Source organism: Roseococcus sp. GW821-FHT12F05, assembly GCF_058806835.1.
Window position 1 is genome coordinate 112,904 of the sequence record NZ_JBXAQB010000019.1, and the last position, 18,784, is coordinate 131,687.

The window sequence follows — 18,784 nt, forward strand, 5'->3', positions numbered from 1 at the left end:
CCACGGCTCATGGAGGGCCGGCGAGGCCATATTCGTATCTGGCATGGTGATCCTGGTCGTTCCTGTGGCGATCCTGCGACAGGTCCGGACATCCGACCAGCGCAGGAATTCGCGGGGTAGGCCAACCTCAGGTTAGTCTGTGGATGTGATCGAGTCCCTGCCCCCGCTGTCGAGCCTGCACGCCTTCGTCCTGGTGGCGGAGACGGGCAGCCTGGCCGCGGCCGCCGACCGGCTGAACGTGACGCAGCCCGCCATCAGCAAGCGCATCCGCATGCTGGAGGCGCATCTGGGCGTGGCGCTGGTGCGGCGCGGGGCGAATGCGCTGCGCCTGACGCCGGAGGGCGAGAGCTACGCGACGGCGCTGGCCGGCGCCTTCTTGGGGATCCGCACGGCCACGGCGGCGCTGGCCGCGCCGGCCTCGGGGCCGCTGCGCGTGCGGGCCTATACGACCTGGGCGCTGCGCTGGCTGATCCCGCGGCTGTCCCGGTTCCGGGAGCGGCATCCAGGGCTGGAGGTGGAGGTGACGACCTCGGTGACGCCGGTGGATTTTTCCCGCGAGCATGTGGATGCGGCCATCCGCACCAGCGACCGCCCGCCGGCGCCGGGGGCGGAGCGGCTGCACAAGGTGACCATCGCGCCCTTCGCGGCGCCGGGGCCGGCGCGGGCGGCGAAGCGGGGCGGGCTGGCGGGGGTGACGCTGCTGGGGAGCGTGGTGCGGCCGCAGGATTGGGGGATCTGGGCGAAGGCGACGGGGACGGTGCTGCCTGGAACGCCGCTGCTGTTCGAGAGCACGTCGCTGGCGGTGCAGGCGGCGATCGAGGGGCTGGGGGCGGTGATCGCGCCGCCGCTGCTGGTGGCGGAGGATGTCAGGCGGAGGAGGCTGGTGGGGTTGGCGCAGGGGGATGTGGCGACGGGGGACCACTATTGGCTGGTGCTGCCGCCTGGGCCGGCGAGAAGGGAAGCGTTGGCGTTTCGGGATTGGTTGGTGGGGGAGATGGAGGAATAGAATTATAATGAACAGCAGGCTCTTTAAATGCAATTTAAACAAATAACATGAAATAAAAAATATTGTACTTTGTCGCTCTTACGAAATTTATTTCTGATAAATATTATTATTTTAAATTCTCAATAAGATACTCTTTAAAAATTTCCTGTTGCTCCGTTAGCGCCTTTATTTCTCTGCGCCATATTATTTTTTGTTGATCTATATTCCGTATGCTCTGTTTTATGATTTCATCACCCAAAGCTTCACAATCACCCCAAAGTCTCTGAAAATGAGAAATCACATTCTCATCGAATAGTAGCGACATTTTTTCCGCATCTTCGAAATTATTAGTAATCTTATTAAGATCTGCCCCCTTAAAGCCGCCGACTTCAGCCTTAGAAAGCAAGCGATATGACGACGTAGCTGCCTTCCACATTGCGAAAGATGCCTCAGTTGTCAGCTCATAGCCTTTTTTGGCACGCTCAGACTTAAGAACGCGCGATCGATCGATCGAGGAAAAAAGTGCCGCTAAGAGTGAAACGGCGATTGAGGCTCCCGAGGCCAGCATCGCCGTGAGTATCAATCGTTCTTCGCTTCCAACTGTCGTATTGACTGTGATAGATGCTTGCAAATGAGCATCCCATAGCCGAAAGTAAGAAAATATAAGACAACCTACAACAAGGCACACAATAGCCAAAAATATTGATGGCCAAAGTATTTTGACAACGGCCTTCATGACGTTAAATGCAAATTCCTATATCAATATTGCAGATACATCCATACTCTCTACATGGTTTGTTCTTAACGCATTTAGCTCCACATAGTCGCTTTGCGGCATTGATCAAATCTAAAATTCCAACATGAGGGTGCCAGAAAGCTCCAAGATAACCTTCTCTATTACCTCTCGGAAGACGAGTCACACTACTTTCTCCATATATATTCGAAATAACCTGCCTAAAGTCATTTTTTTCGATGCCAATCACAAAATATTTATCGTAGCCTCCTTTTAGTATATCTGTATTAGGTTGTGATATTTCATGATGAATAAAAAATGATCCTTTTATTACATTGTCTATCGTAATATCGGAAAAATTATAGAAAGAAAAGGAAAAAAATCTCGACAATGGATATGACACTCGGTCAATCTCAAATTTTCGCCATGAATTCAACGCGAATACGCCAATACTTAAGGTGTTCTCAAAATTCGTCGTTCCATGCGCCGGCATTTTGTTTACCCTCCCCCCTAAGGCGGCGTAAAGCCTTAAGACGGCGTAAGATTATCAGCCATCTTAAATTTTGTATGCAGAATTTTGGTGTAATGCTTCGCTCATTTCAATAGAATTATATCGGATGCTACCCAGATCGGGAATTTACCCTTCGTTCGCCTGGATCATCTCCCGCACCCGCGGATAGATCGCGTTCGCCCAGCGCCGTCCCGAAAACACCCCGTAATGCCCCACCCCCGTCTGCAGGTGGTAGCTCCGCATCGTCACCGGCAGGCTGCGGCAGAGGTCCAGCGCCGCCATGGTCTGCCCGATCCCGCAGATGTCGTCCTTCTCGCCCTCCACCGTCATGACCGCCGTCCGCCGGATCGCCTCCGGCCGCACCGGCCGCCCGCGCCAGGTGAGCTCGCCCTTCGCCAGGGAATGGTCCTGGAAGATCGTCTTCACCGTCTCCAGGAAGAAATCCGCCGGCAGGTCCATCACCGCCAGGTACTCGTCGTAGAAGCGGCGGTGCTGCGCGGCCTTCGCCGCGTCGCCGTTGAACAGCGCCCAGAACTGGTCGCGATGCGCCTTCACGTGCCGTTCGAGGTTCATCGACATGAAGGCTGAGAGCTGCAGCGCCCCCGGATAGACCTTTCGGCCCGCCCCCTTGTAGCGCCAGGGCACGGTGGCGATCAGGTTGCGCTCGAACCAGCCGATCTCCTTGCTCTCGGCCAGCTTGTTCACCTCCGTCGGGTGCTGGCGCGCGTCGATCGGGCCGGCCATCAGCACCATGGTCCGCGGCGAGCTGGGATTGCGGTCCTCCGCCATGATCGCGACCGCCGACAGCACCGCGACCACCGGCTGGCAGACCGCCAGCACATGCCCGCCGGGGCCGATCGCCTCGAGGAAGGTCATCACCGTCTCGGTGAACTCGTCGAGGCCGAAGCGACCGGCCGAGAGCGGCACGTCGCGGGCATTGTGCCAGTCGGTGATGTAGACGTCGTGGTCCTGCAGCAGCACCTGCACGGTGTTGCGCAGCAGGGTCGCGAAATGGCCGGACATGGGGGCGACCACCAGCACGCGCGGCAGGGCCTGGTCGATGTCCTTCCTGAAGTGCAGCAGGCTGGCGAAGGGGGTGTGGGCGACGACCTCCTCCTCGACCTCGACGAGCCGGTTGCCGATCCGCACGGGGGCCAGGCCGTAGGCCGGGCGCGTGCTGGTGACGCCGGAATGGGCGAAGACCTCGAAGGCCGCGCTCAGCGCCCGCAGGCCGGCGAAACCCGGCTGCTCCAGGGGTGCCATGACGCCGCCGAGCCCGCGCGCCATGAATCGGAGCGGGTGAAAGATGTCCTGCCCCGTCTGCAACGCCTTGTAGATCATGGATACATCCCGTCCCGGGTCGCGAACCGGTCCGCATGTTGCCCGCGCCGGGCCTTTTCGCAAACGCGAAATCGCTGATACCTTCCCGGGGATCGACCAGGGGCCGGCCATGTCAGGCGTGAAGACTCGAAGGAAGCCGGCGGCGGCCGGGCCAGAGGCGTCGAAACCGTTGGCGCCGAAGCCCAGGGCGGCACCCAAGGCTCAGCCGAAGCCCCTGCGGCAGAAGGTGGTGGCCGAGCCCGTGGCGCAGCTGCGCATCAGCAGCCGCAACTACTCCTCCTGGTCCATGCGCGGCTGGCTGATCCTGCGCCTCTCGGGCCTGCCCTTCCGCGAGCAGCAGGTCTCGCCGGACGATCCGAACACGCGGGCCGAGCTGCTGCTGAACTCCTCCTCCATCCTGATCCCCTGCCTGGAGCACGAGGGCGCGGAGATCTGGGACACGCTCGGCATCGCCGAGTACCTGAACGAGTTGCGCCCCGAGGCCGGGCTCTTTCCGGCCGACCGGCTCGCGCGGGCGCGCTGCCGCTCGATCTGCGGCGAGATGCATGCGGGCTTCCACGCGCTGCGCTCCTCGCTGCCGATGAACCTGAAGGCGCATGTGCACGGCTTCACGGTCTGGTCGGCGGCGCGGGCGGATATCGAGCGGATCCAGTTCCTCTGGCGCGACTGCCTGGACCGCTGGGGCGGGCCCTGGCTGTTCGGCAAGCACTGCACGGTCGCGGATGCGATGTTCGCCCCCGTGGTGACGCGCTTCCGCACCTACGACGTGAAGCTGGACGAGGCCTGCGAGGGCTATGCGCAGACCATCGAGGCCTGGCCCGACTTCCGCGAATGGCTGGAGGCGGCGAAGCAGGAGCCCGAGGCGCGCATCACCGAGCTGGAATTCGACGCCGAGTTCTAAAGGGCCGGGGTCCAGGGCCAAAAGCCCTGGCGGGGGTTGGCCGCGAAGCGGAGACAACCGAGGGGGCAGAGCCCTCTCGCATCCTTCAGAACGGTAGCACCGCCAGCAGATCCCCCTCCTCCACCCGCACCACCTCCGGCGCGATGACGCAGAGCCCGTCGGCTGCCGCCAGCGGCGCCAGCCGGGCCGAGCTGCCGCGGCCAAGGAGCTCCAGGATGGGCATGCCCGAGGCATCGGCGCCGGCGAAGCGCGCGGGGGCGAACTCGACACGGCCGGGCTTGCGCTCCTCGCGGAAGCCGGAGCGCGCGGCCATGGGGCGCAGCGGCCGTGCCGGCGCGCCGGCCAGCACGTCCAGCACCCGGCGGCCGACCAGCCAGAGGTTCACATAGGCCGCCAGCGGATTGCCCGGCAGCGCCAGGATCACGGCCTGGCCCAGCCGCCCGGCCTTCACGGGCTTGCCGGGGCGGATGGGCAGGTGGACCACCTCGATCGTCCCGCCGGCGGCCAGGAGGGCGCCGACCATGTGGTCCTCCTCGCCGACCGAGACGCCGCCGGAGGTGACGATGAGGTCCGCTTCGCCGGCGGCACGGAGAAGCGCGTTGCGCAGGAGCAGGGGGTCGTCCGGCAGGATGCCGATCTCGACCAGCTCCACGTCGGGCGCCCGCAGCATGGCGCGGAGCATGGGTCCGTTGGAATCGTGCACCTGGCCGGAGCCGAGCCCGCCGCCGGCCTGCCGCAGCTCGGAGCCCGTGGAGGCGAGCGCAACGCGCAGCCGCCGCGCGACCGGCAGAGCGCCATGCCCGGCCGCCACGGCGAGCGCGACATGGCGCGCGTCCAGCCGCTGGCCGGGCTCCAGCAGGGTGGCGCCCGCGCGCACGTCCTCGCCCATCAGCCGGATGTTGGTGCCGGCGGGGATGCGCGCGGAGACGGCGATGCCCTCACCGTCGGGCGTGACCTTCTCCTGCTGCACGACGGAATGCGCGCCCGCCGGCACGGGCGCGCCGGTGAAGATGCGCGCGGCCTCGCCGGGGGCAAGTGGTGCCCCCTCCGCATCGCCGGCCGCCAGCCGGACCGTGACGCGCCAGGCCGTCCCTGACCCGGCCGGGGCGCCGAGCGCGTAGCCGTCCATCGCCGACTGGTCGAAGGGCGGGACGTGGTGGAGTGCCGCGACCGGCGCCGCCAGGACGCGGCCCATGGCCTCCTCGGGCGAGACGGTCTCGTGCCCCGCCACGGGCCGGGCGATGGCCAGCAGGCGCGCCAGCGGCTCGCGGAGGGCGGCGAGAGGATCGGGGGGCAGGCCCATCAGCATGGGATCACTCGGGCGCCACGAAGACCATGTGCGCGTCGCCGCGTGCGATGGCGACGAGGGTCATGCCGTGGTGCCGCGCGCGGTCCAGCGCGAGCGAGGTGGGCGCCGAGATGGCCACGACCGTGCCGGCGCCGAAGGCGGCCGCCTTCTCCACCATCTCGAAGGAGAGCCGGCTGGTGATGACGCAAAAGCCCTCGGCCGGGTCGGTGCCCGCGCGCAGCAGGGCGCCGATCAGCTTGTCCAGCGCGTTGTGCCGGCCGACATCCTCGCGCACGAGGCGCAGCGTGCCGTCGCGCGAGGCCCAGGCGGCGGCGTGGACGGCGCGCGTGGCGGCGTTGAGCGGCTGGCCGTCCGAGAGCCCGGCGAGCGCGCGCTGGATCGCCTCGGGCGCGATGGCCGTGCCCTCCCCGCGCCGCTGGTCGGCCAGCGGCAGCTCCGAAAGCTCCTCCACACCACAGACGCCGCAGCCCGTGCGCCCCACCGTGTTGCGCAGCCGGCGATTGGCGAGCAGCGCGTGCAGCCGGTCGGGCACGAGGTCGATGGTGACGGTGAGGCCATCGGCGCCGTCCTCGAGCTTGAGGCCGCGGATGTCCGCCGGCCTGCGGATCACGCCCTCGGTGAAGCTGAAGCCCACGGCGAAATCCTCGAGATCAGCGGGCGTCGCCATCATCACGGCATAGGGCTGGAAGCCGTAGACGAGGGCGACCGGCGCCTCCACCGCGACCTGCCGCGCGACCGCTTCCGGCGCGCCCTCGCCCGCGGGCACGCGCGTCGCGGTGACCTCTCGGGAGGTGGGCGGCGTGTCGATCGTGTCGGGGCGCGTCAGCACCTGGTCCTCCTGGGGTGGATCGTCGGCGGCGGGCGGCCGAGATTGGCACCGCGCCGGCCATGGCGGAAGAGTCGCGCAACCTTGCGCATCCGCCTTGTCGGATTGATCCTCGACGAAACGGAGGGGCGGAATGATCCATTCTCGAACAGACCAGCGACGGGCACGGCGCGCATGAGCCAGGCCCGATTCTACCAGGGCGTGGGCACGGCGCTGACGGTCTGGGAGCCGGATGCGGCGGCGCTCTCGCTGACACGGCGTTCCGAGGCCAGCCTCGCGGCCAATGTGCAGTACGTCTGGCGGCACCCGAGGCTGCACGTGCTCTACGTCGCCACCAGCAATGGCGGACCGCGCCGGGTGGGCGACCGGCATTTCCTGCAGGCCTTCCGGATCGAGCCCGGCAGCGGCGCCCTCAGCCCGCATGGCGCGATCATCCAGCTCCGGACGCGGCCGATCCACATGTCCCTGGACCGTGCCGGCGATTTCGCGCTGGTCGCCTACAACGACCCGAGCGGCCTCACCGTGCACCGGCTCGGCGAGGACGGCGCGATCGGCGACGAGGTGCGGCAGGAGGTGACGCCGGACGGCGGCATCTACGGCCACCAGGTCCTGGCGACGCCGGACAACGACGCCGTCATCCTCGTCGCGCGCGGCAACGAGGCGGCCGGCGGCAAGTCCGAGGATCCCGGCGCGCTGAAGGTGTTCGGCTTCCGAGAGGGGCAGCTCACGCTGCGGCAGTCGGTGGCGCCGAATGGTGGGCTCGGCTTCGGGCCGCGGCACATCGACTTCCATCCGACGCTGCCGCTCGTCTTCGTCTCGCTGGAGCGGCAGAATCGCCTGGCCGTCTTCGGGCTGCACGATGGGCTGATGACGCCCGAGCCGCTCTTCACCGCGGAGACGCTGCAGCGCCCCGGCGCGCATCCGCCGCAGCAGCTCGTGGGCGGGCTGCACGTCCATCCGAACGGGCGGCACGTCTATGTGGCGAACCGCAGTGACGCGATGGGCGAGTTCGGGGGCCAGCCCATCGGGCTGGAGGGTTTCGAGAACGGCATCGCCGTCTTCGACCTCGACGCGCAAGGGCGGCCGAGCCTGGTACAGAGCGTGGATGTCAGGAGCTTCCATCCCCGCACCTTCGCGCTCGATCCCACGGCCGGGATGATGGTAGCGGCCACGATCAGGGAGCGCCGCATCCGCGAGGGTGAGGGCACGGCAATCCGCCCGGCCAACCTCGCGATCTTCCGTGTCGGCGGCGACGGGCGGCTGGAATTCTCTAGCTCCATCCCGGTGGAGACAGGCGAGGCCATGCAATTCTGGACGGGGATGATCCCCGTCTAGATCGCGATGCGTTCGCTTTCGCTTAGATCTGCGGCGCCTTCGATCATCACGCTTTGAAGGCGTTCACGAAGAGCGCCTGGATGCGGGCGAGCCGGCATCGGCATGGCCCTCCAGCCAGGTGCAGATGCGGTGGCGCAGTTGCTCGTCCGTGAGCGGCGGCAGGTGGTGCCCCAGGAGATGGCCGGCGATCGGCCCGAAGCAGAGCTCGCCATGCAGCGACCAGGCGAGCTCCGTGGCCCAGGAATCCGGCCGGGCCTCCTCCACCCCGGCCTCCCGCCGGAGGGCGGCCGCGATGGGCAGGATCACCCTCTGCCGGATCGAGGCCATGTAGCGGCGGCTCGCAGCCTCGTTGCGCAGGCCCGCGAAGGCGAAGATGCGCAGCCAGGGCCCGTCGCGGAGCGCGGCCAGATAGGCCGCGTAGAACCCCGCCAGCCGCTCCCGCAACGGGAGCTGCCCGTCGGTGAGCAGCCGGTCCCAGTCGCGCCGCCAGCGGGTCGAGTAGAACTCCTCGTAGACCCGCTCGATGAGCGCCTCCTTCGTCGGGAAGTAGCGGTAGAGCAGCGGATGGGACACGCCGAGATGCGCAGCCAACTCGCGCAACTGCGCATCCAGCCCGTGGCGGGCGAAATGGGCGATCGCGCCGTCGAGAATCTGCCGCTCCCGCTCCGCCGGCGGGAGCCGCCGCGCGCGCGGCGGCGCTTTCGGGGCCGCGCTCATGCCGGCTCCGCGACCAGGGCCAGCGCGCCCCGGCCATGGCTGCGGATCGCCGCGTCCAACGCAGCCTCCCGGCTTTGCGGCGCCGCGCCCCGCCAGACGGCGCTGCGCATGCCCAGGTAGAAGACGCGGCCATGGAGAGACCAGGCCTCCTCCTCCGCGGCGGCGCTGGAGATCGCGCGCCCGTCGCGCAGCGCCTTCGCCAGCGGGCGGATGATGCGCTCCTGCAGCAGCAGGCCCAGGCCGGAGGGTGCGGGGCGATCGGCAAGGCCGGTGAAGAGCGCCATGCGCACCCATTCCGGCGAGAGGATCAGCACGCCGGCCGCGTCGTAGAAGCGCAGCAGGCGCTCCTCCAGCGGACGGCGCGCATCCCCGAGGATCTCCTCCCATTCCGGCTGCCAGCGGCGGCGGAACAGCTCCTCGCAGACAGCGGCGACCAGATCGTCCTTGCTCGGGAAGTGGCGGTAGAGGACGGAGTGCGGGATGCCGAGGGGCTGCGCGAGCAGGCGCGTCTGGCCCTCCAGCCCGTGCTCGGCGAAGAAGCCGACCGCGGCCTCGACGATCATCCGCCTCCGCGCAGCGGCCGGGACCCGGGGCCGGCGCGGCGCGGAGGGGGCCGTTTCGGCACTGGCTCTGGGCATCCTTCCTCCTCCTGGCCGGAGCTTCATGCCACGGCAAGGCAGCGCGGCCCAGCCGCGTTCAGGCGCCGCGCGCGTCCCGGATCGCCTGCCAGACACGCTGCGGTGTGGCCGGCATGGAGATGTCGCGCACGCCGAGCTCCGCCAGCGCATCCAGCAGCGCGTTCACGATGGCCGGCGGCAGGCCGACCGAGCCCACCTCAGCACAGCCCTTGGCCTTGAGCGGGTTGTGCTCGCAGGGCGTGCTGTGGGTCAGCACGTCGTAGCTGGGCAGGTCGCCGGCGCGCGGCAGGGCGTAGTCCTGGAAGCTCGCCGTCAGCATCTGGCCCGTCCCGTCGAAGACGCAGTCCTCGAAGAGCGCCTGGCCCGCGCCCTGCGCGAGCCCGCCATGGATCTGCCCGTGCACGATCATCGGATTGATGATCGCGCCGAGGTCGTCGGCCGCGACGATGCGGGCGAGGAAGACCTGGCCGGTGTCGGGGTCCACCTCCAGCTCGCAGATGTGGCAGCCGCCGGGATAGGTCCAGTTCTTGGGGTCGTAGAAGGCGGTCTCGTCGAGGCCGGGCTCGATCTCGTCGATGGGGTAGTCGTGCGGCGTGTAGGCAGCACGGGCGACCTCGACGAAGGTCATCACCTTGTCCGTGCCGGCGACGCGGAAGATGCCGGGCTCGAAGGCGATGTCCTCCAGCGCAGCCTCCAGCCGGTGGGCCGCGATCTTCCGGCCCTTCAGGATGATCTTGTCCATCGCCTTCACGATCGCGGAGCCGCCCACGACCAGCGAGCGCGAGGCCGCCGTGCCACGGCCGAAGGGCACCTGATCGGTGTCGCCCTGCACGATGCGCACGCGCTCGTAGGGCACGCCGAGCTGGTCGGCCACGATCTGCGCGAAGGTGGTCTCGTGGCCCTGGCCGTGGCTGTGCGCGCCGCTGAAGACGGTCACCGCGCCGCTGGGATGCACGCGCACCTGCGCGGATTCCGAGCGGCCTCCCCGCCCACCGAGCTGCCCGACCACCTTGGAGGGCGTGCCGCCCGCGATCTCCACATAGGTCGAGATGCCGAGGCCGCGCAGGCGGCCGCGCCGCCGCGAGTCCTCGCGGCGTGCGGGGAAGCCGGCGAGGTCGATCGCCTCCATCGCCAGGCGCAGCGTCGCCTCGTGGTCGCCGGAATCGTATTCGAGGCCGAGCGGCGTGGCGTAGGGGAATTGCTCGGCGCGGATGAAGTTGCGGCGGCGCAGCTCGATGCGGTCGATGCCCGTGAGCTTCGCGGCCTCGTCCACCAGGCGCTCGAGCACGTAGCTCGCCTCTGGACGGCCGGCGCCGCGATAGGCGTCCACGCTGACCGTATTAGTGAAGGTCAGCTTCACGTTGCACCACATCGCGGGCGTCCGGTACACGCCGGGCAGCAGCGGCGCGTAGTAGTAGGTCGGGATCGCCGTGGCGCCGCCGGTCAGGTAGGCGCCGACATTGGCCAGTGTGACGACGCGCAGGCCAATGAAAATCCCCGTCTCGTCCAGTGCGAGTTCCGCGACGGTGCGGTGGTCGCGCCCCTGCGCATCGGTCAGGAAGGATTCCGTGCGGTCGCCGATCCAGCGGATGTTGCGGCCGATGCGGCGCGCGGCCCAAGTGATCGAAGTCTCCTCGGGGTACAGAAAGATCTTGGTGCCGAAGCCGCCGCCGACATCCGGCGAGATCACGCGCAGGTCGGTCTCGGGGATGCCCAGCACGCTGCCGCAGAGCGTGCCGCGGATGGTGTGCGGATTCTGGCTGGTGGTCCAGAGCGTGGTCGTGCCCATGGCCGTGTCGTGCACCGCCAGCGCCGCGCGCGGCTCCATCGGCGCGGGGACGAGGCGGTTGTTGGTTAGTTCCAGCCGCACGCGATGCGCAGCGTGGGCGAAGGCGGCGTCCACCGCGGCTGCGTCGCCGATCTCCCAGTCGCAGCAGAGGTTGCCGGGGATGTCGTCCCAGACGCGCGGGGCGCCGGGCTCCAGCGCGGTCGAAAGGTCGGCTGCGGCATCCAGCACCTCGTAATCGACCTCGATGGCCTCGGCCGCGTCGCGGGCTTGGGCCCGGGTCTCGGCGATGACGACGGCCAGCGGCTCGCCCACATGGCGCACCTTGTCCACGGCGAGCGGGTAGTGCGGCGGCTCGGCATTGGGCTTGCCGTGGCGGTCGCGCACGACCCAGCCGGTGGGCAGGCTGCCCACCTTGTCCGCGCGCTGGTCGGCCCCGGTGAAGATCGCGACCACGCCCGGCATGATCAGCGCCGCCGCAATGTCGATTCCGCGGATGCGCGCATGGGCGTGCGGCGAGCGGAGGAAGGCGGCCTGCGCCGCGCCTGTCGCCTCCACATCGCCGACATAGCGCCCCTGCCCGCGCAGCAGCCGCTGGTCCTCGCGGCGGCGGACCGAATGGCCGATGCCCATCGGATTGGCGGAAGCGGGATAATCCATCGAAGATGCTCTGATCAGGCCGCAAGGTGGCAGGCGGCGGCGTGGCCCGGGGACAGCTCCCGCATGAGCGGGACCTCCACCCGGCAGCGGTCGATCGCCACGGGGCAGCGCGGGTGGAAGCGGCATCCCGGGGGCGGGTCGAGCGGGCTCGGCGGCTCGCCCTTGAGCGCCTGGCGCTCGGCCCGGCTGCCGCCGCGGCCCGGCAAAGCGGAGAAGAGGACCTTCGTGTAGGGATGGCGCGGGCCGCCTAGCAGCGAGGCCTTGGTGCCGATCTCCACGATGCGGCCGAGATACATCACCGCGATCCGGTCGGAGAGGTAACCGACCACCGCGAGGTCATGCGAGATGAAGAGGTAGGACAGCCCGAACTCATGCTGCAGCGACCGCAGCAGATTCACGATCTGCGCCTGGATCGAGACGTCGAGCGCGGAGACGGCTTCGTCGCAGATCACGAGCTTGGGGCGCAGGATGACGGCGCGCGCGATGCTGATGCGCTGGCGCTGCCCGCCGCTGAACTCGTGCGGATAGCGCTCGGCATCGGCGGCGCGCAGGCCGACGCGCTCCAGCAGCGCGGCCACCCGCTCGCGGCGCTCGGCGCGGGTGCCGACACCGTGGACGCGCAGCGGATCCTGCAGGATGTCGCCGATGCTGCTGCGCGGATTCAGCGAGCCGAAGGGGTCCTGGAAGACCATCTGCATCTCGCGCCGGTGCGGTCGCAGGGCGCGGCGGCCGAGGCCGACGAGCTCGGCGCCACGGAAGCGGATGGAGCCGCCATCGGCGGGGTCGAGCCCGTTCAGCGCGCGGCCGAGGGTGGACTTGCCGCAGCCGGACTCGCCGACGAGGCCGAGCACCTCGCCGGCCGCGATGTCGAGGTCCACGCCGTCCACCGCATGGACCACGCCCGCCGCGGTGCGGTGGTGCTTCTCCAGCCCGCGCACGGAGAGCAACTCGCTCATGCCGGGATCCTCTCGCGCTGCGCGACATGGCAGGCGACGCGGCGGCCGGGGCCGATCCCGTCCAGCTCCGGCCGGACCGTGCGGCAGACCTCCTCCGCCCGCTCGCAGCGCGGCGCGAAGGCGCAGCCCGGCGGCAGGGCGAAGGCCGGCGGAACCACGCCGGGAATCTCGACCAGCGGGTCGTCCACGTCCTGCCAGGGGTCGGGGCGGCAGGCGAGCAGCGCGGCGGTGTAGGGGTGGGCTGGATCGGCCAGCACCTCGTCGACCGGCCCCTCCTCCACCTTTCGGCCGGCATAGACCACGGCGACGCGCTGCGCGTGCTCGGCGACGAGGCCGAGGTCGTGGGTGATGAGCACCACGCCCATGCCCAGCTCGTCCTTGAGGCGGTCGATCAGGTCCAGCACCTGGGCCTGCACCGTCACGTCGAGCGCCGTCGTCGGCTCGTCGGCCAGCAGCAGCGAGGGGCGGCAGGCCAGCGCCATCGCGATCACCACGCGCTGGCGCATGCCGCCGGAGAGCTGGTGCGGGAATTCGTCGATGCGGCGCTCGGGCGCGGGAATGCCGACGAGGCGCAGGAGGTCCAGCGTGCGGGCGCGGGCCTCGGCGCGGCGCACGCCTGGCTCGTGCAGCAGGATGGATTCCGCGATCTGCGCACCGACCGGCATCAGCGGGTTGAGACTGGTGGACGGCTCCTGGAAGACCATCGAGGCCTCGCGCCCGCGGACCCCGCGCATGGCGGCCTCGTCCAGCGCCATGATGTCGCGCCCGCCGATCTCGATACGGTCCGCCGTAACCTTCCCCGGCGGGTCGATGAGCCGCAGGATGGAATAGGCGAAGGCGCTCTTGCCCGAGCCGGATTCGCCGACCACCGCCACCGTCTCGCCGGCATGCACGGTGAGGTCCATGTCGGCGACCGCCGCGACAGGCCCGCGCGGCGTCGCGAAGACGGTGCTGAGGCCCTCCACGCGCAGCACCACGGGGCCGCTCACGCGCGGCCTCCCGCGCGCGGGTTCAGCGCCTCGTTGAGCCCGTCGCCCACGAGGTTGATGGAGAGCACGGTCAGCAGGATGGCGATGCCGGGGATGCCGGACATCCACCAGGCCGTGCGGATGGCCGGCCGGCCGGCGCCGATCATCAGCCCCCAGCTCATCACGTTGGGATCGCCGAGGCCGAGGAAGGAGAGGCCGGATTCGAAGAGGATCGCTGTGGCCACCATCACCGAGGCCGCGACCAGGATCGCCGGCAGCGCGTTTGGCAGGATCTGCCGGGTCAGCACCTCGGCATCGCCCATGCCGGTGGCGATGGCCGACTGCACGTAGTCGCGGCTGCGCAGCGAGGCGACCTCACCGCGCACCAGCCGCGCGAGCGGCGCCCAGGAGACCACGATGATGGCGATGAGCAGCGCCTCGATCGAGGGCTCCAGGATCGCCACCAGCACGATGGCGAAGAGGAAAGAGGGGATGGTCTGGAAGAGCTCGGTGAAGCGCATCAGCGCCGTGTCCACGCGGCCGCCGACATAGCCCGCCGCGCCGCCGACCACCACGCCGATCGCCGTGACGAGCAGCGCCGCAAGCCCGCCGATCAGCAGCGAGACGCGCGCGCCGTGCACGATGCCTGCGGCGAGGTCACGGCCCAGCGTGTCCGTGCCGAGAAGGAACTCGCCGCTGAAAGGCGGCAGGTAGGGGCGGCCCACGATCTCGAAGGGATCTTCCGGGTAGAGGAGGTCCGCGCCGGCGGCGAGGCCGATCACCGCCAGGAGGATCAGCGCGCCCAGCACGGCGGCCGGCTGGCGCAGGAAGCGCCGGAGGGCAGGAGGAAGGCGCATCAGGCGAGCGCGACCCGCGGGTCGATGAGGGAGTGCACGAGGTCCACCAGCAGGTTCGCGACCACCACCACGACGGAGCTCAGCGTCAGAATGCCGAGAAGCAGGTTGAGGTCGCGCGCGAAGAGCGCCTCGAAGGCGAGCTGCCCGAGGCCGGGCCAGCCGAAGACGGATTCGACGATGACCGCGCCGCCCAGCGCGCCGCCCACCTGCACGCCCGCCATGGTCACAACGGGCAGCGCCGCGTTGCGCAGCACGTGGCGGAAGACGAGGCGCCGCGGCGGCACGCCCTTGGCCCGCGCCGTCGTCACGTAGTTCATGCGCAGGTTCTCCAGCACGGAGGCCCGCATCAGCCGCGTGTAGAGGGCCATGTAGAAGAGCGAGAGCGTCACCGCCGGCAGGACGAGGTGGTGTGCGACATCGAGCGCATAGGCGATTCCGCCGGCGGGTCCACCGGCTGTGGTCATGCCGCTGGTCGGCACCCAGCCGAGTTGGATCGCGAAGACCACGACGAACATCAGCCCGAGCCAGAAGATGGGCGAGGCATAGGCGAGGACCGTGACCAGCAGGATCAGCGCCGCCTCGACGGTGCCGCGCCGCATGGCCGCGATGAGTCCCAGCAGCGTGCCGAGCCCGACCGAGATCACGATCGAGCTGCCGGCCAGCAGCAGCGTCGCCGACATGCGCCCGAGGATGAGCGAGAGGTTGGATTCCTGGTAACGGAAGGAATAGCCGAAATCGAGCGTCAGGATGTTCCAGGCATAGCGCAGGTATTGCACGATCAGCGGCTGATCGAGCCCGAACTGCGCGCGCAGCTGCGCCATGTATTCCGGCGTGGCGGCCCCCGCCTCGCCCGCCATGACGCTGGCCGGATCACCCGGGGCGAGGTGCAGCAGAAAAAAGTTGAAGGTGACGATCAGCAGGATCGTCGGCAGGCCCTGCAGCGCGCGCCGCCCCAGGAACCGCCAACGCCCGCCTTTGGCGGCGGCCATACGGAACTAGCCTTCGACCTTCGTGTCGTAGAGCCCGCCGCGCACGCCGAGCGCCGAGGTGATGAGGTTCTTCACGCGCTTGTTCTGCAGCGCGACGAGATCCATCTCCATGATCCAGATGATCGGGCTGTCCTCGACCAGCTTGCGCTGGATGGCGTGGAAGATCTGGCCGCGCTTCGCGGCGTCGGTCTCCACGGCGGCCGCGGCCCAGAGGCGGTCATTCTCGGGGTCGCTGTAGCGGGCGACGTTGTTGAAGGGGATGCCCTGGCGGATGTTGCTGGTCACGTATTGCCGCTGCACGCCCAGCGTCGGGTCGCCCATGCCGACATACCAGCCCGAGGTCATGTCGAAGTCGTAGTCGGTGTAGACGCGGCGGACGTAGGTGGCCTGGTCCACGGTGCGCAGGTTCAGCCGCACGCCGATGCGGTTGTAGGCCTGTCGCATGTACTCGCCCATGCGGCGGTAGTCGTCGCCGTAGGGGCCGACATCCTGGGTCAGCTCGAAGCGGATGCCGCCGGCGCCGCGGCGGTAGCCGGCCTCGTCCAGCAGCGCGTTGGCGCGGGCCACGCGGTCCGGCACGTCGAAGCGCAGCACGTCGTCCGTATAAAGGCCGGAGGGTGCGTAGACCGAGGAGATCGGGCCTACGGCCGGCTTGCCGAAGCCGTACCAGACATTGTCCACGATGAACTTGCGGTCGATGCCATAGGCCAGCGCCTGGCGGACGCGCCGGTCGTCCAGCGGCTTCTTGTGGGTGTTCAGCTCCAGCAGCATGACCGGCGCCAGCGCCTCGTAGCCGCCCTGGGCGATCTCGATGCTGGGCAGGCTCGCGAGCCGGCGCATCTCGGCCGGCGTGATGGTGCCGAAGAAGGCCACGTCCACCTCGCCGCTCTCCAGCGCCGCGGCGCGCGTCGCGGGGTCGTTGATGAAGCGGAAGATGAGTCGGTCGAGATAGGGGCGGCCCGGGCGCCAGTAGTTCGGGTTCTTCTCCAGCACGATGGAGGAGCCGCGGTTCCACTCGGCGAACTTGAACGGACCCGTGCCGATGGGCCGGTTGTTCGCGGGGTTGTTGCGGATGTCCGTGCCCTCGTAGAGGTGCTTCGCGACGATCGGCGCCTCAAGGCTGGAAAGCCCCTTCATCATCGGCGGATAGGGGTGGGCCAGCCGCAGGATGGCCGTGTGCGCGTCGGGCGTATCCACCGCCTCCAGCGGGCCGAGATTGCCGGGGCCGCGCGGGTGGAACTTCTTCACCACCTCCAGCAGCGAGAAGGCAACGTCGGCGCTGGTGAAGGGCCTTCCGTCATGCCAGGTCACGCCCTGGCGCAGCCTGAAGGTGACCGACTTGCCGTCGCCCGAGAGCTCCCAGGATTCGGCGAGCGAGGGGATGGGCTGCATGCCCATGTCGTATTCGAGCAGGCCGTCATAGATCTTCGTCGCCAGCTCCGCGACCGAGGGCGCGGAGTTGATGGCGTTGGTGAGCACCGTCGGCTCCGGCGTGGTCACCACCACCAGGGTATTCCCGCGCGCCGACTGCGCCTGCGCGGCACCGGGAAGGACGGCGGCTCCGCCGAGCACCGGCAGCGAACCCAGCAACTGACGTCGAAACATGCCTGTCCTCCAAGTCGATGAGTCGGTGCGGCGCGCACCAGCCAGGCCGGAGACGGAGGCGCGCGGCCCGTCGGCGGCCGCTCACTATTGACCACATGGTCACAAACCGCAAGTCAGTCCGGCTTGATGTCGTTCTCCCGGATCACGCGCCCCCAGGTCTCGATCTGCCGGTCGATGAATCCGGCGAAGGCCTCCGGCCCCTCGTTGGTCAGCTCGATGCCCATGATGTTGGTCAGCCGGACGCGGATCTCCGCCACCTGGGTCGCGCGCCTCGTCGCGGCCTCCATCCGGGCGAGGATGGGCGCCGGCGTGCCGGCCGGCGCGAGCAGGCCCCAGAAGGCCAGCGCCTCGACGCCGGGCAGCCCGGCCTCGGCCATGGTCGGCACCTGCGCCAGGGCGTGCTGCGGCCGCCGGCTCGGGCCCAGCACCGCCAGCGGTCGCAGCACGCCCTGGCGCAGGTGCTCGACGAAGATGGTCCCGGTCGCCACCGCGAGGTCCGTCTCGCCCGCCATGGCCGAGACCGCCAACGGCCCGCCGCCGCGATAGGGCACGTGGCTCACGCGGAAGTCCCCCACCTTCTGCGCGAGCGACATGCCCAGATGGGCCAGGCTGCCATTGCCGATGGTGCCGTAGCTGATCCGGTCGGGCTCGGCCTTGGCCGCCGCCACGACCTCGCGCATCGAGGTCCAGGGCCGCGTCCGGTGCGTCAGCAGCATGTTGGGCGCGGTGCCGAGCAGCAGGACGGGCGCCAGGTCGCGCCGCGTGTCGAAGCCCATGTTCGGAATGAGCGTCGGGTTGGTGACGTGGGTGTCGAAGACCAGCACGAAGGTCTGCCCGTCCGGCGCCGAGCGCGCCACCTGCGCCGTGCCGAGCGAGCCCGAGGCGCCGCCGCGGTTCTCGACGATGACCGGCACGCCGAGCTCATTCGTGAGCGGCCCCTGGATGAGGCGCGCGACGGTGTCCACGCTGCCGCCGGGCGGAAAGGGGGCGACGATCCGGATGGGTCCGTTGGGCCAGGACTGCGCCAGGGCCGGGGCGGCCAGCAGGTTTCCCGAAGCAACCAAGGCGCGGCGGGTCAGCATGGGCGTGTCTCCCGGTTCGTTCTTATGGGAGGACCTTGCCCGGCGCCGGGACGTGACTCAAGCGGGCTTCGCCCCCTCGGACTTTGCACCGTCCCGCTCGATCATCAGCCGCCGCGCCTCGGGCGGGATGGGCGTGCTGGCGCCGTCCTGCACGCAGACCAGCAGCGCCCTGCACTCGAAGCACAGCCCATTCCGCCAGACCGCGTAGTCATGCGTGAAGCTGGTGTTGCGCAGGGACGGCACGCGCAGCGTCAGCAGCACCTCGTCCTCGAAGCCCAGCGCGCGGATGTAGCGCGCCTCCAGCTTAGCCACGACCGGCCCCGGCAGGTCCGCCCGCAGCACCTGGCCGAGCGAGCGCCAGTGCTCCACCCGCAGGTCCTCGAACATGACGAGATAGGCCGCATGGTTCACATGGCCGTAGAGGTCGCATTCCGCCCAGCGGATGCGGTGGCGCACAGCCATGCACCATTCGCCCTCGACGCCGAACTCCTCCAACAGCGATATCATCGCATGCTCCTGTTTCATGCCCCGCAGGCTGGACGAAATCCTCCATGCCATCCACCCTGCGGGCCGTATCGAGCGAGA

Annotated in this window: 17 protein-coding genes; 3 read left to right on the plus strand and 14 right to left on the minus strand. The window is 68.8% G+C overall.

Annotated features, from left to right (window positions below):
* Positions 1-145: 145 nt before the first annotated feature.
* Positions 146-1,006, plus strand: a complete 861-nt coding sequence (locus AC1ROY_RS30580; protein ID WP_493152724.1) for a LysR substrate-binding domain-containing protein — start codon at positions 146-148, stop codon at positions 1,004-1,006.
* 106 nt (positions 1,007-1,112) lie between these two features.
* Here the strand turns inward: AC1ROY_RS30580 and AC1ROY_RS30585 are convergent, their stop codons facing one another.
* The gene (locus AC1ROY_RS30585; RefSeq protein ID WP_493152725.1) at positions 1,113-1,721 is read right to left on the minus strand and encodes a hypothetical protein; all 609 of its coding nucleotides are present in this window, start codon (positions 1,719-1,721) and stop codon (positions 1,113-1,115) included.
* 634 nt (positions 1,722-2,355) lie between these two features.
* Positions 2,356-3,570: a polyhydroxyalkanoate depolymerase gene (locus AC1ROY_RS30590; protein ID WP_493152726.1), complete on the minus strand. Its 1,215-nt coding sequence runs from the start codon at positions 3,568-3,570 to the stop codon at positions 2,356-2,358.
* 169 nt (positions 3,571-3,739) lie between these two features.
* Between AC1ROY_RS30590 and AC1ROY_RS30595 the strand changes: the two genes are divergently transcribed.
* Positions 3,740-4,471, plus strand: coding sequence for a glutathione S-transferase family protein (locus AC1ROY_RS30595; RefSeq protein ID WP_493152727.1), 732 nt, complete (start codon positions 3,740-3,742; stop codon positions 4,469-4,471).
* Between the two features lie 85 nt (positions 4,472-4,556).
* Here AC1ROY_RS30595 and AC1ROY_RS30600 read toward each other — a convergent pair whose 3' ends face one another.
* A complete protein-coding gene (locus AC1ROY_RS30600; protein WP_493152728.1) occupies positions 4,557-5,774 on the minus strand; it encodes a molybdopterin molybdotransferase MoeA in 1,218 nt (405 codons plus the stop codon).
* Between the two features lie 10 nt (positions 5,775-5,784).
* Complete coding sequence (fdhD, locus tag AC1ROY_RS30605; RefSeq protein WP_493152729.1) at positions 5,785-6,609, minus strand: formate dehydrogenase accessory sulfurtransferase FdhD; 825 nt, start codon at positions 6,607-6,609, stop codon at positions 5,785-5,787.
* Between the two features lie 171 nt (positions 6,610-6,780).
* Here fdhD and AC1ROY_RS30610 point away from each other — a divergent pair, with 171 nt between their 5' ends.
* Positions 6,781-7,941, plus strand: a complete 1,161-nt coding sequence (locus tag AC1ROY_RS30610; RefSeq protein WP_493152730.1) for a lactonase family protein — start codon at positions 6,781-6,783, stop codon at positions 7,939-7,941.
* Positions 7,942-8,004: 63 nt separating this feature from the next.
* Here AC1ROY_RS30610 and AC1ROY_RS30615 read toward each other — a convergent pair whose 3' ends face one another.
* The 10 genes from AC1ROY_RS30615 to AC1ROY_RS30660 form a co-directional block, all read right to left on the minus strand.
* Positions 8,005-8,658 carry a TetR/AcrR family transcriptional regulator gene (locus AC1ROY_RS30615; protein ID WP_493152731.1) on the minus strand — a complete coding sequence of 218 codons (654 nt, stop codon included), beginning with the start codon at positions 8,656-8,658 and terminating at the stop codon, positions 8,005-8,007.
* Positions 8,655-9,221, minus strand: a complete 567-nt coding sequence (locus AC1ROY_RS30620) for a TetR/AcrR family transcriptional regulator (protein WP_493152732.1) — start codon at positions 9,219-9,221, stop codon at positions 8,655-8,657. The genes AC1ROY_RS30615 and AC1ROY_RS30620 overlap by 4 nt, the downstream gene beginning before the upstream one ends.
* Positions 9,222-9,354: 133 nt before the next feature.
* The gene (locus AC1ROY_RS30625) at positions 9,355-11,742 is read right to left on the minus strand and encodes a xanthine dehydrogenase family protein molybdopterin-binding subunit (RefSeq protein ID WP_493152733.1); all 2,388 of its coding nucleotides are present in this window, start codon (positions 11,740-11,742) and stop codon (positions 9,355-9,357) included.
* 14 nt (positions 11,743-11,756) lie between these two features.
* Positions 11,757-12,698, minus strand: coding sequence for an ABC transporter ATP-binding protein (locus AC1ROY_RS30630; RefSeq protein WP_493152734.1), 942 nt, complete (start codon positions 12,696-12,698; stop codon positions 11,757-11,759).
* Positions 12,695-13,687 (minus strand): ABC transporter ATP-binding protein, encoded by a 993-nt coding sequence (locus tag AC1ROY_RS30635; RefSeq protein WP_493152735.1) that lies wholly within the window; start codon positions 13,685-13,687, stop codon positions 12,695-12,697. Before AC1ROY_RS30635 ends, AC1ROY_RS30630 begins: the two co-directional genes overlap by 4 nt.
* Positions 13,684-14,523 carry an ABC transporter permease gene (locus tag AC1ROY_RS30640; RefSeq protein WP_493152736.1) on the minus strand — a complete coding sequence of 280 codons (840 nt, stop codon included), beginning with the start codon at positions 14,521-14,523 and terminating at the stop codon, positions 13,684-13,686. The genes AC1ROY_RS30635 and AC1ROY_RS30640 overlap by 4 nt, the downstream gene beginning before the upstream one ends.
* The gene (locus AC1ROY_RS30645) at positions 14,523-15,512 is read right to left on the minus strand and encodes an ABC transporter permease (RefSeq protein WP_493152737.1); all 990 of its coding nucleotides are present in this window, start codon (positions 15,510-15,512) and stop codon (positions 14,523-14,525) included. The genes AC1ROY_RS30640 and AC1ROY_RS30645 overlap by 1 nt, the downstream gene beginning before the upstream one ends.
* Positions 15,513-15,518: 6 nt before the next feature.
* The gene (locus AC1ROY_RS30650) at positions 15,519-17,117 is read right to left on the minus strand and encodes an ABC transporter substrate-binding protein (RefSeq protein ID WP_493152738.1); all 1,599 of its coding nucleotides are present in this window, start codon (positions 17,115-17,117) and stop codon (positions 15,519-15,521) included.
* A gap of 113 nt (positions 17,118-17,230) precedes the next feature.
* Positions 17,231-18,199: a Bug family tripartite tricarboxylate transporter substrate binding protein gene (locus AC1ROY_RS30655; protein WP_493152739.1), complete on the minus strand. Its 969-nt coding sequence runs from the start codon at positions 18,197-18,199 to the stop codon at positions 17,231-17,233.
* Between the two features lie 57 nt (positions 18,200-18,256).
* Complete coding sequence (locus tag AC1ROY_RS30660; RefSeq protein WP_493152740.1) at positions 18,257-18,706, minus strand: acyl-CoA thioesterase; 450 nt, start codon at positions 18,704-18,706, stop codon at positions 18,257-18,259.
* Positions 18,707-18,784: the final 78 nt, after the last annotated feature.